The sequence below is a fragment of the Aquirhabdus sp. genome (assembly GCF_046462495.1).
In the GTDB taxonomy this organism is placed as follows: Bacteria; Pseudomonadota; Gammaproteobacteria; order Pseudomonadales; family Moraxellaceae; genus Aquirhabdus.
This window is the reverse complement of record NZ_JBKGVE010000010.1, coordinates 330,260-343,862: the sequence shown is the minus strand read 5'-3', so window position 1 is coordinate 343,862 and position 13,603 is coordinate 330,260. Positions and strand designations below refer to the sequence as shown.

The following is a 13,603-nucleotide window of genomic DNA, read 5'->3' as shown; positions in this document are numbered from 1 at the left end:
CTTATTTCTAACTAATAGTTACATGAAACTTTATTGAATTCTATAACTCATGATAGACCATTAGTCGTCTATTTTCATCGCCACAAACTGACCTTCAAAATGCCCGACGTCTTGGCCTTGGTACTTCAACACACAGAGGATGGTAATGCGGGCTCGTCCACGGCGCTGCAACGTCTGAGTGAATTTATCCCAATCCAAAGGATTAGCGAGACTCGAGTGCGCGGTGAAGGTGCCATCAATGGGGAGGTCATATTCCATCTTATTGCGCTGGATGACGAGGCGGCTTTTAATGCCTTCACTAAGCAGGCGAGTATGCACAAATGCCCATGCTGCAAGGATTGCGACGGCCGATGCACTGCCACCAAATACTGTATCCCGATGATTGATGTTCGGTGCTAAAGGGGCGCTAACGACCACGCCTTCATTTGCAATCTCAAGAATGGAGATCTGCATAGCGTTGGTTAGAGGGATGTGCTGATGAAGGTAGAGTTCAAGCTCTTTTGGTGTCATGATGTATATCTCAGAAGGTTGATATACAAATATATTTATAGTTTTTGGGGTCTAGATGTTTTGCTATTGGCATCCTGCATCGTACTTGAGTAATCAATTCTTTTTTCCATTTCATTTTATGTCGGTCTGATCAGTTATATCGGTTCTCGTTGTAAAAGTCTATGGCATAAAAGGAGTATAGACAGGATGGTGACTTAAGCCCTCATCCTGTTTTGGGGTTGAATGGTTGGCTTATTTTAATTTAGCCAATAACTCAGGCAATGCTTTTGCCTGTAGTGCAGCACTACCCGTGTAGTTCGCAGGCGTGAGCAATGCCAAACGTGCACGATCCGCTTCCGGAACCGCAAGCAGTTCATTGCCAGCAATAAAGTCGAGCATCATTTGACGGGTCATTGCTTGACCGCGGGTCAATGCTTTCAGTTTTTCATAAGGTTGTTCAACGTTATAACGACGCATAACAGTTTGAATCGGTTCAGCCAAGACTTCTTGGGCATTATCCAAGTCGGCATTGATCTTGTCGGCATTCAATTCAAGTTTGCCAATACCCTTCAAGCAGGCTTCAAAAGCAATCAAACTTTGCGCTAAGCCAACACCCATATTGCGCAGGACGGTTGAGTCAGTCAGGTCACGTTGCCAGCGTGAAATCGGTAATTTTTCACCTAAGTGAGCGAGCACTGCATTGGCCAGACCAAGGTTTCCTTCGCTGTTTTCAAAGTCGATGGGATTAACTTTGTGCGGCATGGTTGATGAACCCACTTCGCCTTCTTTAAGTTTTTGTTTGAAGAATCCCAAAGAGATATAACCCCACACATCACGGTTGAAGTCGATCAGAATGGTATTAAAACGTTTTAAGGCATCAAACAGTTCAGCCATGTAGTCATGCGGTTCGATCTGGGTGGTGTAGGGGTTGAAGTCCAGACCCAATGATTCGATAAAGCTTTGCGCATGAGCCGCCCAGTCGATATCTGGATAAGCAGACAGATGGGCATTGTAGTTACCAACAGCACCATTGATTTTGCCCAGTAACTCGACTTGTTCAAATTGTTTGATTTGGCGGGCGAGGCGGTAGGCGACGTTTGCAAATTCTTTCCCCAGAGTCGTCGGGCTTGCTGTTTGACCATGGGTACGCGACAGCATGGATTGGTCAGCATGCTTAACTGCCAATGCACCAATTGCATCACGGAGCTGGCGCATCGAGGTAAGGAGAATTTCACGGCCACTTTGCAGCATTAATGCATGTGACAAGTTGTTAATGTCTTCACTGGTACAGGCAAAGTGGATGAATTCACCGGCATCTTTGAGTTCAGCAATATGAGCAATTTTTTCTTTAAGAAAGTATTCAACCGCTTTGACATCGTGGTTTGTCGTTGCTTCAATGGTTTTGATGCGTTCTGCATCTGCTTCACTGAAATTTTGAATAATCAAATCAAGTGCAGCATTGGTTTCACTGGAGAATGGCGCCAACTCACCAATAGCAGGGTGATCAGCAAGCGACTGTAACCAGTGCACTTCCACTTTAACCCGCGCTGCAATCAGACCAAATTCAGAAAGGTAAGGACGCAAAGCATCGCATTTATTGGCATAGCGGCCATCAAGAGGAGAAAGCGCGGTAAGGGTGTTTAACATGAGCATGGTTCCAAGTACAAAGTATCAATAACAAAATTAAAATGAGTGCATCAATAAAAATAAGTCTACAGCCGGATTAATATTTTCAATATTAAAGTTTTTTCAATCGATATCGTGCGATAGCAAGGGCACGCAAGTCTTCAATCATGGTTCGTCGACCTAAAATGAGTTGATAACGTCTCCCCCCCATTTCTCGCCACATATGAGCCGCTTGAATACCGGCAAAAAGACAAGCGCGAATACAATCGACATTGGCGGGGTCTGTCAGTGTGGTTTGCTGCCCTTTAATTTTTAAACGCGTGCTTAAGGTTCCTGCCGTGGCAAGATAAGTCGCAGCCATTCCAGCAAGGATGGAAGGATGGCGATAGCGCTGATCAAAGAAAGCGACACGTTGACTGAGCAGCTTTTGCTGTTGTGTCAGATGCGATACGAGTGCTGTTTTGCCATAAACCTTACGTTCGATTTGCAGCAGCGCAAATGCGTAGCGCATGGGTTCAGTAAAGCGTAGTACTTTTGCCTTAGGTGCCGGGTTTGCGGAGAAGGGAACGGTTAGGCAGTTCTCTAGGGTTTTCAGACCAAATGCCAGCTCATCGATACCACCTAGACGTTTTAAGGCATCCGTTTCTTCGGATAAAGAGATTTTTAATAATGAATCAAACGCGTCTTGATGACCGAGCAGTGCAGCATTGCCTTGTGATGCAAACGCATAGGCCAAGCCCGCCGCTTGGAAAATTGCGGCGAGTGCAAGTAGTTTAACCTGACGCGGTGTTGGCGCATTGGGATCGGGATTAAACACATTCATGAAATGCGTTCCAAGCTGGCTTGGTGACGATCACCCGCTGTATTTACGCTTGATAAATCGGTTTTTCCCGCATCTGTTGAACGAATGACACCACCGCCTAAGCAGACATCCCCTTGATAAAACACGACACTTTGTCCTGGAGTGACTGCACGTTGGGGCTCATCAAAAACCACTTTTACGGCGCCTTCAGCACTAGGGTCGACATAGATTGTACAGCCCTGATCAGTTTGGCGATAGCGTGCTTTAGCGGTACAGCGTAGCGGTTGGTCAATGCTGAGAGGGGCGTCGCCACGTACCCAATCGATAGGCTCTGACCGCAGGGTTTGGCTCAGCATCAGGGGGTGATTATGCCCTTGCCCAACGATCAATTGATTGGTGGTGAGATCCTTGGCCAGAACAAACCATGCGCCTTCGGCCTGGTCTTTTAATCCACCCACACCGATCCCACCGCGTTGTCCTAATGTGTAGTACATCAAACCGTCATGCGTGCCGATGACACGACCGGTATCCGTGATGATTTCACCTTTTTGCGCTGGCAAATATTGTTGTAAAAAGTCTTTAAAGCGACGTTCACCAATAAAGCAAATCCCTGTAGAGTCTTTTTTTGCCGCCGTTGAAAGCCCAATGGACTCTGCTTTTGCTCTTACTTGTGGCTTGACCAGCTCTCCGACAGGGAATAGGGTTTTCGCAATCTCACGACCATGGACTGCGTGCAGGAAGTAGCTTTGGTCTTTGTTATGGTCATCGCCGCGGAGTAGGTCGGCGACCAGTTCTCCCGATTGATTCTGTGTGACTGGACCGCGTCTTGTATAGTGCCCTGTCGCGATATAGTCAGCGCCCAGCGTTAGCGCATAATCTAAAAAAGCACGGAATTTAATTTCCTTGTTGCACAGGATATCAGGGTTAGGTGTTCGACCCGCTTGGTATTCTTTGAGAAAGTGTTCAAAGACACGATCCCAATACTCCATCGCGAAATTGGCGGTATGCAGCTTAATGCCCAAGGTATCACAGACGCTTTGCGCATCTGCCAAATCACGCATTGCGGTGCAATACTCAGTGCCGTCATCGTCTTCCCAGTTCTTCATGAAGAGACCTTCGACATGATAACCCTGTTCCATGAGGAGCGCTGCGGACACTGATGAGTCAACACCACCAGACATCCCGACCATGACAAACTTATGTCCGTGCTTTAAGTGATTTTCGGAAACGAGATTCATCGTGGTGTGCCTTTGACGCTATGATCTGTGGAGGATATTTCTGGTGTTTGAGTGCCTTGTGGATGCTCAAAAATCATTGTTAGAGGAAATTGTTGCCCTGATAGTGCATCCTCAATACAACGAAGAACAAGGGGGGAGCGTGCCCGTCCAGTGGCTTTTAATTCGTCGAGGGTCAGCCATACCGCACGGACGATTCCTCTATCCAACTGGTAAGTTGGATCATGTGAAACGACTTGTGCAATAAAGCACATTCGATAATAGGTACAGTCAGCATCATTGGGCGGCGTATAGGTATAAATACCAAGGACACTCTCGATCGAAACGCTATAACCGGTTTCTTCCAGAGTTTCGCGTATCGCAGCTTCCACTAACGTTTCATTGGCCTCGACATGACCCGCAGGCTGGTTAATCACCAGATACGGCAAGCTCATACTTTCTTCTTCGACCAGTAAAAAACGGACGTCACTACCTTCCACAGCATTATTTTGCTGAATAATGGTGGCGACAGTCACGTGAGGAGTCCAAGACATCATTGATTCCAAAGGTAATATAAGTACATTGCATCTAAAATGTAGTCTTTTAAATGCAATGAAAAGTTGCCCATTTATTGGATATTGACGAGATAAAAACCTCAAAGTCAGAAATCTAAAAATGTTCGCTTTTAACAGGTGATATGATAAGGGATTACGACTCAATTCACCATGATGTTATGAACAGTGGGGGTTGTAGAAGCGTATTTAAAGATTAAAAACAGGAGCTGTGCATGACTTCCTCGCATAATGATGCGGTAGCCTCGAATGTCTCGACGACATTGACACATCTGGATGCTCAGGGTGCTGCACATATGGTGGATGTTTCCGATAAAGCAACGACTCAGCGTACAGCCGTTGCAACAGGGTTCATTCAGCTGCAGCCAGCGACCATGGCTTTATTACGTGACCATGCCATGCCCAAAGGCGACGTATTGGCGACAGCACGTATAGCAGCCATTATGGCAGCCAAGCAAACGTCTAACCTTATTCCCTTATGTCATCCTTTACCCCTGACCAAAGTTGCTGTGGATTTACAATTGGTGGATACCCCTGTCCCCGGTGTGCAGATTCAAGCGACGTGTCGTACTACGGGTCAAACAGGTGTTGAAATGGAGGCCTTAACCGCGGTTAGTGTAGCGGGGCTGACGTTGTACGATATGTGCAAAGCCGTGGACCATGACATGGTGATTGGTGCAATTCAATTGATCAAAAAATCGGGAGGCAAACGTGATGTCAACAAAAGCAGCGACTGACTCAGTCGTGCCAGCCTCTAATTCAAACAGCATCAAGGTACTTTTCTTTGCGCGTCTTCGTGAAAAGATGGGTTTTAGTGAGGTGAACTTTGCATTGTCACAGGCCGTGACTGTAGCAGACTTACAGGTTCTACTCGTTGAGCAGTACCCACATTTTTTTGATCTACCACAGCCGATTTTGGTGGCTGTAAATCAAGAGTTTGCACAGCCAACGCAACTGATTTCAATCGGTGATGAAGTGGCTTTTTTCCCGCCAGTGACTGGGGGGTAATGATGTCTGTTTTCAATGTACCCATTGATATTGAGGTCTTTGAAGAACCATTCTCTCAGAGCGATTTAGAGGCTCGATATGCCAAACTAAACCTTGTTCATGGGTCTGTGGGCGCTGTCGTGACATTTTTAGGCCAAGTGCGTGCATCGGGTGATAAAACCGATGTGACTGGTCTGGTTTTGGAGCACTATCCGGGCATGACCGAGCGTGTTTTGCTTCAACATATCGAGACAGCCTCTACTCGTTGGCCGCTGTTGGGCGTGGTCTTGGTACATCGGGTGGGGGAGATGGTGCTGGGTGAGAACATTGTGGGTGTTATCGTTGCAAGTGCCCATCGACAAGCGGCATTTGATGCAGTGCAATACCTGATGGATTTTTTAAAGCATGATGCGCCATTCTGGAAACAAGAAGTGACCGAGAAGGGCGCAGATTGGGTCGAGCAGAAGCAGACGGATGTGGAGCAGGCGAGAAAGTGGTAAAGGCTTTTTCACTGATTCTGATCATTAAAGCTCTATAGGCAGCTTCGAATCGCTTCCCCATTCCGCCCAAGACCCATCATAAATACTAATATGCTGATATCCTGCTAAGTGTGCAGCTAGTGCGGGAATACAGGCAGTTACGCCTGACCCACAGGAGAAAATCATTTGATCTTGGGGGGCGGCTAAATTAGAAAAAATTTCTTTGAGTTCATCTTTTTGTTTCATGTAACCATTGCTGAGCACTTTGCCAAAAGGCAGATTCAATGACCTAGGAATATGCCCAACCCGCAGACCTGCACGTGGTTCAGCGACTTTACCGAGATAACGTTCTTCGGATCGTGCATCAATAATCGTATGCTCTGGTTTATTTAAGATTGCCAAGATGTCATCTACATTCACAAAACCATCAATCGCTTTTGCCGAGAAGCTACCAAGCTTTTCCGGAGTTGAGTAGGACTCAGACGTCTCAAAACCAGCTTTTAACCAAGCTGGTAATCCACCATCAAGCACTGCGACATCCTTGTGTCCCACACTCTTAAGCATCATCCATAAGCGCGGGCTGGAAAAAATCCCGTATTGATCATAGACAACGATCTGATCACTCGAGTTGATGCCACGCTTTTGCATTTGATCAATAAACGCGTCAAGAGAAGGCATCATATGCGGAAAAGAGGAGTCCTGATCAACCAGATCATGATCTAAGTCCACAAAAAGTGTATTCGGAATTCGCAGGTTCTCAGGGTTTTCAGTTGGTATTGGAAAGGGTGGTTTAAGTCCGGCCTCTAGAATTCTAATTTTGGGGTCATGCTGATGATTGTTTAACCACTCTACTGAAACGAGATCCGAGATCATTGCGTACATCCAAATAAAATGAGCGAAATAGATTTTTAATGGTTGTATCACAAAGCAATCCGCAAAGTCATTAAGTGGCTTAAGGCATTTTAAGAACCATAAGCAAAAAGCCCGAAATCAATTCGGGCTTTTAAGACTTACAGCAAATTATTTGAACAATTTGCTAAAGAACATTTTGATATGGTCAATCATACGGGAGAAGAAACCAGCTTGTTCAACAGGTTCCAGTGCCACGAGAGGGCGTTCAACCAGCGTTTTACCATCCAGTGTTGCAATGACCTTACCAACGACTTGACCCTTCTGAATAGGTGCAGTGAGGTTCGGGGAAACAGATAACGCAGTTTGCACTTGTGCAGATTGCCCACGTGGTAGAGTCACTTGCAAAGGATCGGTTAAGCCGACATTTACAGTATCTACTTTACCCAGCCAAATTGGTGTTGTTGCCAATGATTGGTTGCCAGGGCGAAGTGAGGTTGTTTCAAAATTGCTATAGCCCCAGTTCAAGAGAGCACGTGTTTGACCCGCACGCTCATTCATGCTCTTGGTACCAAAGATTGCGGAGATTAAGCGCATTGAACCACGTTTGCTGGAAGTGACTTGGCAGTAGCCAGCAGCATCTGTATGCCCAGTTTTTAAACCGTCAACACTTGGGTCGGTAAAAAGCAATGCATTGCGGTTACCTTGCTTGATATTGTTGTAGGTAAACCATTTTTCTGAATAGATAGGGTAGTATTTTGCGCTGTCTTTAATAATGGCACGGGCCAGAATTGCAGAGTCCAGTGCTGAAGAATAGTGGCCATCCATCGGTAAGCCTGTTGCATTCATATAATGCGTATTTTTCATACCTAGACGTTTTGCTTCGCTATTCATGACTTCAGCGAAGGCACCTTCATTGCCAGAGATATGCTCAGCAACAGCTTTAGAGGCATCATTCCCTGATTGAATCACAATACCACGGAGCATATCGAGTACGGATGCAGAGCCATTTAAGGGTACATACATGCATGATTCAGCACTGCTACCACGACACCAAGCCGATTCGTTCATACGAACCATATCGGTTTCTTTAAGGCGACCCGACAACAGACTTTGCTCAACGATATAGCTGGTCATCATCTTGGTCAGTGACGCAGGTGGAAGTTGCAAGTCAGGATTGGATGATGCCAAAACCTGTCCAGAGTCATAATCGACCAATACGTATGCTTTATTGTCCAGTACAGGAGGCGATGGGACGACAGTAACGGCTGAAGCGGTTAGCGACCAGCCAGTGAGAACGGTAGCAGCGAGCAGTACGGGAAAACGTGACATTAGAAAGGTCGACTCCAAGCATGATGGGACTGAGAAAACTAGCCGGATTCTAACAGACTCTAAGTGACGCGTACTATAAAACTGACCTACAACTCAGTGCAATCTCATGGACTTTTTATGAATTTGTATGAAATTTGAGGAGAATAGAAACGATAAAACCCATCTGTCAAAGATGGGTTTTAATGGATTCAATAAGTTACAGGTAACAATGTTTTATTGTTTAATTTAGTAATTAAGATCAACTAAAATTAAGCAACTTGCACAGGGATAATGTTAGCTGTGTGACTGACACTGTTATCTTCATTGCAATACACGAGTTGTGGCTTAAAGTTGACCAACTCTTTTGCTTCAAAATTACCGAAAGTGGCAATGATGATGATGTCGCCAACTGCGGCGTGGTGTGCAGCACCGCCATTTACAGAAATCATGCCTGTGCCTTCTTCACCGCGGATTGCGTATGTTGAAAACCGAGCACCTGTCGTGACATTCCAGACATGAATTTGTTCATATTCAAGAATACCTGCGAGGTCTAGCAGGTCACCGTCAATCGCACATGAACCTTCGTAGTGAAGCTCTGCTTGTGTAACGCGTGCGCGGTGAATTTTACATTTTAACATCGATGTTTGCATGGCGATGGTCTCCGTGGAGTAGGGCCAAACAGCACAAAAAGCGATCAATCATTGGTGTAATGACTGGCGGTTCGCATTGTGCCGCGTGTGACTGACTTGCACAATACTTATCAGTTAAATATTGCGACAAAACATTAATTTTAAAGCGACACCTTGGCTCTAAAGCGTATTATGTCGGCTTAAAACCATTCAACTGACTCATTGCACGTGCGATATCACCTTTGACGATCATTGGTGTAAGGCGTAGTGCTTCGTCTAAAGCCTGTTCAAGAATATCCTGTTCAGCTTTAGGTGCACGTCCCAGTACATGCCCATGCACTTTATCTTTGTGCCCTGGATGTCCAATACCGATTCTCAAACGATGAAAATCATTGCCAATATGTGGAGTAATATCTCGTAGCCCATTGTGCCCGCCGTGCCCACCGCCTGTTTTTAGGCGAATGCTGCCAGCGGGTAAATCTAAATCATCATGAGCAATCAAAATATTTGCAGGCGCAATTTGAAAAAACTTCGCCATGGGAACAACGGACTTGCCTGATAAATTCATAAATGTGCTCGGTAACAACAAACGCACATCCTGACCATCAATCAATCCACGACCCGTAAGTCCTGAAAAACGACTTTCACTCTTCAATACAATATTAAAACGCCGGGCAATGGCTTCTATATACCAAAACCCAGCGTTGTGGCGAGTCTGAGCATATTCCGTTCCCGGATTGCCCAGCCCTACAATGAGGGAAATACCCGCCGTTTGCTCAGACATAAGCGGACTAATTACTCAGCAGCTGCGTCTTCTGCATCATCAGCTTTCTGGCCTTTAGGCAGGTGGATGCTGGCGATTGGCAAGTCATGGCTGTCTGCACCGTGGCTCAATTGAGTCAGAGTTACACCTTTAGGCAATTTGATGTCTGACAAATGCAGCACTTGATCCAATGCAGTTGCACTTAGGTCAACTTCGATGAACTCAGGTAAGTTAGCTGGCAAGGTACGCACTTCAACGTCACTCACGAGAACTGACAATTGACCGCCTTGTTGCTTAACACCAACAGCAGTTTCTTGATTCACGAAATGCAGTGGAACACGCATCACGATTTCATGAGTCGCATCAACACGGAAGAAGTCAGCGTGCATTGGCGAGTTTTTTGCTGGATGACGTTGTAGCGCTTTCAACACAACTTGTTGTGCTTTGCCATCAACATTCAGGGTCAGAATGTGTGAATAAAACGCTTCGCTTTCGAGCGCTTTAACCAATTCATTCAGACGAATGCTGATTGATTGTGCAGCAGCAGTGCCGCCGTAAATCACGCCTGGAACGAGGTTTTGGTGACGCAGGCGGCGGCTCGCACCCTTCCCTTGCAAGTCACGTGCTTGAACGTTCAAGCTGAAATCTGTAGTACTCATGGTATTTCCTATTAAACAACAGTTTAAAGTCTCAAAAAAATGAGACTTCAGTGTGAAAAATGCCGAACTTGCGACCAGTCCGGCGGCGTTAAACGAGAAGACTCGCTTAATTTCGATGAATAACTTCCTAACGTAAAGTTATTCGAAACTTTCAAAAATCTTAGAGCAGCTCAAACATTGCACTGATCGATTCTTCGTTGTTGATACGACGAATCGTTTCAGCCAGTAAGCCAGAGATGCTGATTTGGCGAACTTTGCCACATTCACGGGCTGCTTGGCTCAGTGGAATCGTATCAGTTACTACTAATTCATCAATGGGGGAGCCGTTCAAATTATCAATAGCTGCGCCTGAGAGGACCGGATGGGTACAGTAGGCTACAACACTACGAGCGCCATGCTCTTTCAATGCGGCCGCAGCTTTACACAGGGTACCTGCTGTATCAACCATGTCGTCAACAATCACACAATCACGACCTGACACATCACCAATGATATGCATGACTTGAGCTTCATTGGCGCGGAGACGACGTTTGTCGATAATCGCCAGTTCAATGTCGCCGAGTTGTTTGGCAACAGCGCGCGCACGAACTACACCACCGATATCAGGAGAAACAACAATCAGATTACTGTTATGTGCCTTCTTTTTCAGGTCAGTCAGCAGGATCGGTGAACCATAGATGTTGTCTACAGGAATATCAAAGAAGCCCTGAATCTGGTCAGCATGCAGGTCTACAGTGAGTACACGGTCAATGCCAACGATACTGAGCATGTCTGCTACAACTTTTGCACTGATTGGTACACGTGCTGAACGTGGGCGGCGATCCTGGCGTGCATAACCAAAGTAAGGTAAAACAGCGGTAATACGACCAGCACTTGAGCGACGCAACGCGTCGGCCATTACCAGGATTTCCATCAAGTTATCATTGGTTGGTGCACAGGTCGGTTGCAGAATAAAAACGTCTTTACCGCGAACGTTCTCATTAATCTCAACGGCGATTTCACCATCAGAAAAACGATTGACTGAGGCTGCACCGAGCGGGACATGCAAATGACTAGCGACTTTCTGAGCGAGGTCAGGGTGAGCATTGCCAGCGAAGATGACGAGATTAGGCATAGCTCAAACCCTTATTTGAAATCAGAAAGTGGACTAAATGATGGAATTTAAAGATATAAAATATGGTAGGGGCGGCTGGACTCGAACCAACGGATGTCAGGATCAAAACCTGATGCCTTACCAACTTGGCGACGCCCCTATAGCGGCGGCAACTATAGTGATTACATGCTGGAATGTCAAGAAATTTTCTATATCTAGAAGCGATTTCTGGGCGCATAAAGCGCGATACAAACAAGCTGTTTAGTTGCCTTTATTTTTCTTCGCTTTTTTGCAAAGCGTTCAGTTAGTGATTGTGACATCTCTAAGCTTGATCAATGTGGCATGGACTTCTTTAACACTCAAAGATACAGCATGAGTTAAAAGTTGTCATGTTATGGTAGGGGCGGCTGGACTCGAACCAACGGATGTCAGGATCAAAACCTGATGCCTTACCAACTTGGCGACGCCCCTATATAACATTTCCACACTTCACCGTTTTCAATGTTTGCTGTTCGGCAACCATATCGACGGGGCGCAACTATAGCAAATTTAACGCAGAATGCACAGGTGATTGCCCAATTCCTGAGCAAACGAAACCATTAAAAGGCGCCTGTTCGAGTATTTTATCAGCAATTGAGCGAGTTGGGGTCATCAAAAACACACAAGCACCCGTTCCTGTCAGTTGCGGGATGGAGGTTAGATCAGGATTGTTCTGCTGGATGTTTTCTAAAAAACATAGCGCTTGATCGACTTTTGGATAAAGCGTGCGGACGATACCTGCGCAATCGTTATGCAAGAGATCTGATGTTGTTAAGTCATGCTGTGAGTGCGATGCAAGATAGTCACTCATGTTGATTTTTGGCGTTGAGCGCGGCAGGTTCGGATGAGTGAAAATCTCGGCCGTGCTTACTGAACAATCCGGTATCAAAACCACGAAATGCGATGGATCCAGTGGAATGGCTTGTAGTATCTCTCCAACGCCTTCAGCCCAAGCATTTTGACCACGAATAAACACCGGAACATCGGCACCCAGTGTCAGGCCGATGGCGGCCAGCTCATCCAGACTCAGTTTGGTTTGCCATAAATGGTTGAGCGCGAGCAAAGTCGTTGCTGCATTGGAAGACCCTCCGCCTAAGCCACCACCCATGGGTAGATTTTTCTCAAGAGTAATGACGGCACCCTCTTTACAACCAGTGACCTCTTGTAAACGTTTGGCTGCCCGAATAATCAGGTTCTGTGCAGGAGGGAAGGGTAAATCACTAATCAATTTTAAATCATTATCTGTCTCAAAACTGAGCCAGTCCATATGGTCGATCAGTTGAAATACAGTTTGCAGCAAATGATAGCCATCTGCACGTCGTCCAGTGATATGCAGAAAGAGATTGAGTTTTGCGGGAGCTGGTAAGCGTAATGGAGTCATTTCTTAGCATCCGAAACAGCACTATCCCCGGTTGTCTCCTGATGCTGGATCGTGAGAATGACACGATTTGATTGTGTGGTATCCGTGGGACTGAGTTGATTCATCACGAGTCGGATCGGGGTTTTAGATGAAGGTTGATTGTCATAACTAAACGTCACATCCCAACCGCCTTCATTTAAGGTTGCGAGGCGGTTTTGCGCATCTCGAGTTGATGTGCTATTGCGCTCAACAGCTCGACCTTCGATCCAAGAGGGTAAATAAGAAATGGGAGCAAGCCATCCTGTTGCGCGCGTGAGAAGTTCCTCGGGGGTTTCTGCTTCAAGTAAACCGGTCTTGGCACTGTTCAGTGACACTTTGCCCGGGATGCCTTCGATATGGGTCTGACCGATGCCGAGTGCCCCAGTGAGGTCGATTGCGAATCGATCCCCATCCTGAGCCCATGCATAGAATGCACTGCCACTTTGTTTTGGTGTTTTTACACCAATTTTTCCAGTAATACTAAAGTGTGTTGTTACTGAGTTAGGGGTGTTATTTCCTACACCCGTTGTTGTGATTACTGGTGATATGGGTATGGTCGGAACATTGGGGAGTCTAGGGACTCTCAGAGTTTGACAGCCTGAAAGGCCGATCAAGAGCGTGCACGCAAACCAGCTCGCAGGGTAAAACGATTTTTTATACGGCATAGTAGATATTTGATTCATTGATAGGTT

16 protein-coding genes and 2 tRNA genes are annotated in these 13,603 nt (G+C 46.1%); 3 read left to right on the top strand and 15 right to left on the bottom strand.

The features are described 5' to 3' along the window. Positions 1-60: 60 nt before the first annotated feature. From ACLHG7_RS13620 to ACLHG7_RS13600, 5 genes are all read right to left on the bottom strand, one after another. Complete coding sequence (locus ACLHG7_RS13620) at positions 61-510, bottom strand: YiiD C-terminal domain-containing protein (protein ID WP_410211527.1); 450 nt, start codon at positions 508-510, stop codon at positions 61-63. Between the two features lie 231 nt (positions 511-741). Next, the gene (purB, locus tag ACLHG7_RS13615; protein ID WP_410211526.1) at positions 742-2,136 is read right to left on the bottom strand and encodes an adenylosuccinate lyase; all 1,395 of its coding nucleotides are present in this window, start codon (positions 2,134-2,136) and stop codon (positions 742-744) included. Positions 2,137-2,227: 91 nt separating this feature from the next. Then, positions 2,228-2,938, bottom strand: coding sequence for a DUF489 family protein (locus ACLHG7_RS13610; RefSeq protein ID WP_410211525.1), 711 nt, complete (start codon positions 2,936-2,938; stop codon positions 2,228-2,230). Continuing rightward, positions 2,935-4,155, bottom strand: a complete 1,221-nt coding sequence (gene mnmA, locus ACLHG7_RS13605) for a tRNA 2-thiouridine(34) synthase MnmA (RefSeq protein WP_410211524.1) — start codon at positions 4,153-4,155, stop codon at positions 2,935-2,937. The genes ACLHG7_RS13610 and mnmA overlap by 4 nt, the downstream gene beginning before the upstream one ends. Then, positions 4,152-4,688, bottom strand: a complete 537-nt coding sequence (locus ACLHG7_RS13600; protein WP_410211523.1) for an NUDIX hydrolase — start codon at positions 4,686-4,688, stop codon at positions 4,152-4,154. Before ACLHG7_RS13600 ends, mnmA begins: the two co-directional genes overlap by 4 nt. A gap of 230 nt (positions 4,689-4,918) precedes the next feature. On the opposite strand from ACLHG7_RS13600, the gene moaC reads away from it, so the two are divergent. From moaC to ACLHG7_RS13585, 3 genes are read left to right on the top strand one after another with little or no spacing between them, the layout of a single operon-like run. Continuing rightward, on the top strand, positions 4,919-5,440 hold the full coding sequence (gene moaC, locus ACLHG7_RS13595; protein ID WP_410211522.1) for a cyclic pyranopterin monophosphate synthase MoaC: 522 nt from the start codon (positions 4,919-4,921) through the stop codon (positions 5,438-5,440). Further along, entirely contained in the window at positions 5,418-5,711 is a 294-nt protein-coding gene (moaD, locus tag ACLHG7_RS13590) for a molybdopterin converting factor subunit 1 (RefSeq protein WP_410211521.1), read from the top strand. The genes moaC and moaD overlap by 23 nt, the downstream gene beginning before the upstream one ends. A gap of 2 nt (positions 5,712-5,713) precedes the next feature. Then, positions 5,714-6,190: a molybdenum cofactor biosynthesis protein MoaE gene (locus tag ACLHG7_RS13585; protein WP_410211520.1), complete on the top strand. Its 477-nt coding sequence runs from the start codon at positions 5,714-5,716 to the stop codon at positions 6,188-6,190. Positions 6,191-6,214: 24 nt separating this feature from the next. Here ACLHG7_RS13585 and ACLHG7_RS13580 read toward each other — a convergent pair whose 3' ends face one another. From ACLHG7_RS13580 to lolB, 10 genes are all read right to left on the bottom strand, one after another. Continuing rightward, complete coding sequence (locus ACLHG7_RS13580; RefSeq protein ID WP_410211519.1) at positions 6,215-7,042, bottom strand: sulfurtransferase; 828 nt, start codon at positions 7,040-7,042, stop codon at positions 6,215-6,217. A gap of 147 nt (positions 7,043-7,189) precedes the next feature. After that, positions 7,190-8,350 (bottom strand): D-alanyl-D-alanine carboxypeptidase family protein, encoded by a 1,161-nt coding sequence (locus tag ACLHG7_RS13575; RefSeq protein WP_410211518.1) that lies wholly within the window; start codon positions 8,348-8,350, stop codon positions 7,190-7,192. Positions 8,351-8,598: 248 nt separating this feature from the next. Continuing rightward, entirely contained in the window at positions 8,599-8,979 is a 381-nt protein-coding gene (gene panD, locus ACLHG7_RS13570) for an aspartate 1-decarboxylase (RefSeq protein WP_114898410.1), read from the bottom strand. A 169-nt stretch (positions 8,980-9,148) separates the two neighbouring features. After that, positions 9,149-9,742 carry an aminoacyl-tRNA hydrolase gene (pth, locus tag ACLHG7_RS13565; RefSeq protein ID WP_410211517.1) on the bottom strand — a complete coding sequence of 198 codons (594 nt, stop codon included), beginning with the start codon at positions 9,740-9,742 and terminating at the stop codon, positions 9,149-9,151. Between the two features lie 11 nt (positions 9,743-9,753). Beyond that, positions 9,754-10,380 (bottom strand): 50S ribosomal protein L25/general stress protein Ctc, encoded by a 627-nt coding sequence (locus ACLHG7_RS13560; protein WP_410211516.1) that lies wholly within the window; start codon positions 10,378-10,380, stop codon positions 9,754-9,756. Between the two features lie 160 nt (positions 10,381-10,540). Then, positions 10,541-11,494, bottom strand: a complete 954-nt coding sequence (locus tag ACLHG7_RS13555; protein WP_114898413.1) for a ribose-phosphate pyrophosphokinase — start codon at positions 11,492-11,494, stop codon at positions 10,541-10,543. Between the two features lie 63 nt (positions 11,495-11,557). After that, a tRNA-Gln gene (locus tag ACLHG7_RS13550) sits at positions 11,558-11,633 on the bottom strand. A 235-nt stretch (positions 11,634-11,868) separates the two neighbouring features. Further along, a tRNA-Gln gene (locus tag ACLHG7_RS13545) sits at positions 11,869-11,944 on the bottom strand. 67 nt (positions 11,945-12,011) lie between these two features. Further along, positions 12,012-12,893 (bottom strand): 4-(cytidine 5'-diphospho)-2-C-methyl-D-erythritol kinase, encoded by an 882-nt coding sequence (gene ispE, locus ACLHG7_RS13540; protein ID WP_410211515.1) that lies wholly within the window; start codon positions 12,891-12,893, stop codon positions 12,012-12,014. Further along, the gene (lolB, locus tag ACLHG7_RS13535; RefSeq protein ID WP_410211514.1) at positions 12,890-13,594 is read right to left on the bottom strand and encodes a lipoprotein insertase outer membrane protein LolB; all 705 of its coding nucleotides are present in this window, start codon (positions 13,592-13,594) and stop codon (positions 12,890-12,892) included. The genes ispE and lolB overlap by 4 nt, the downstream gene beginning before the upstream one ends. Between the last annotated feature and the right edge of the window lie 9 nt (positions 13,595-13,603).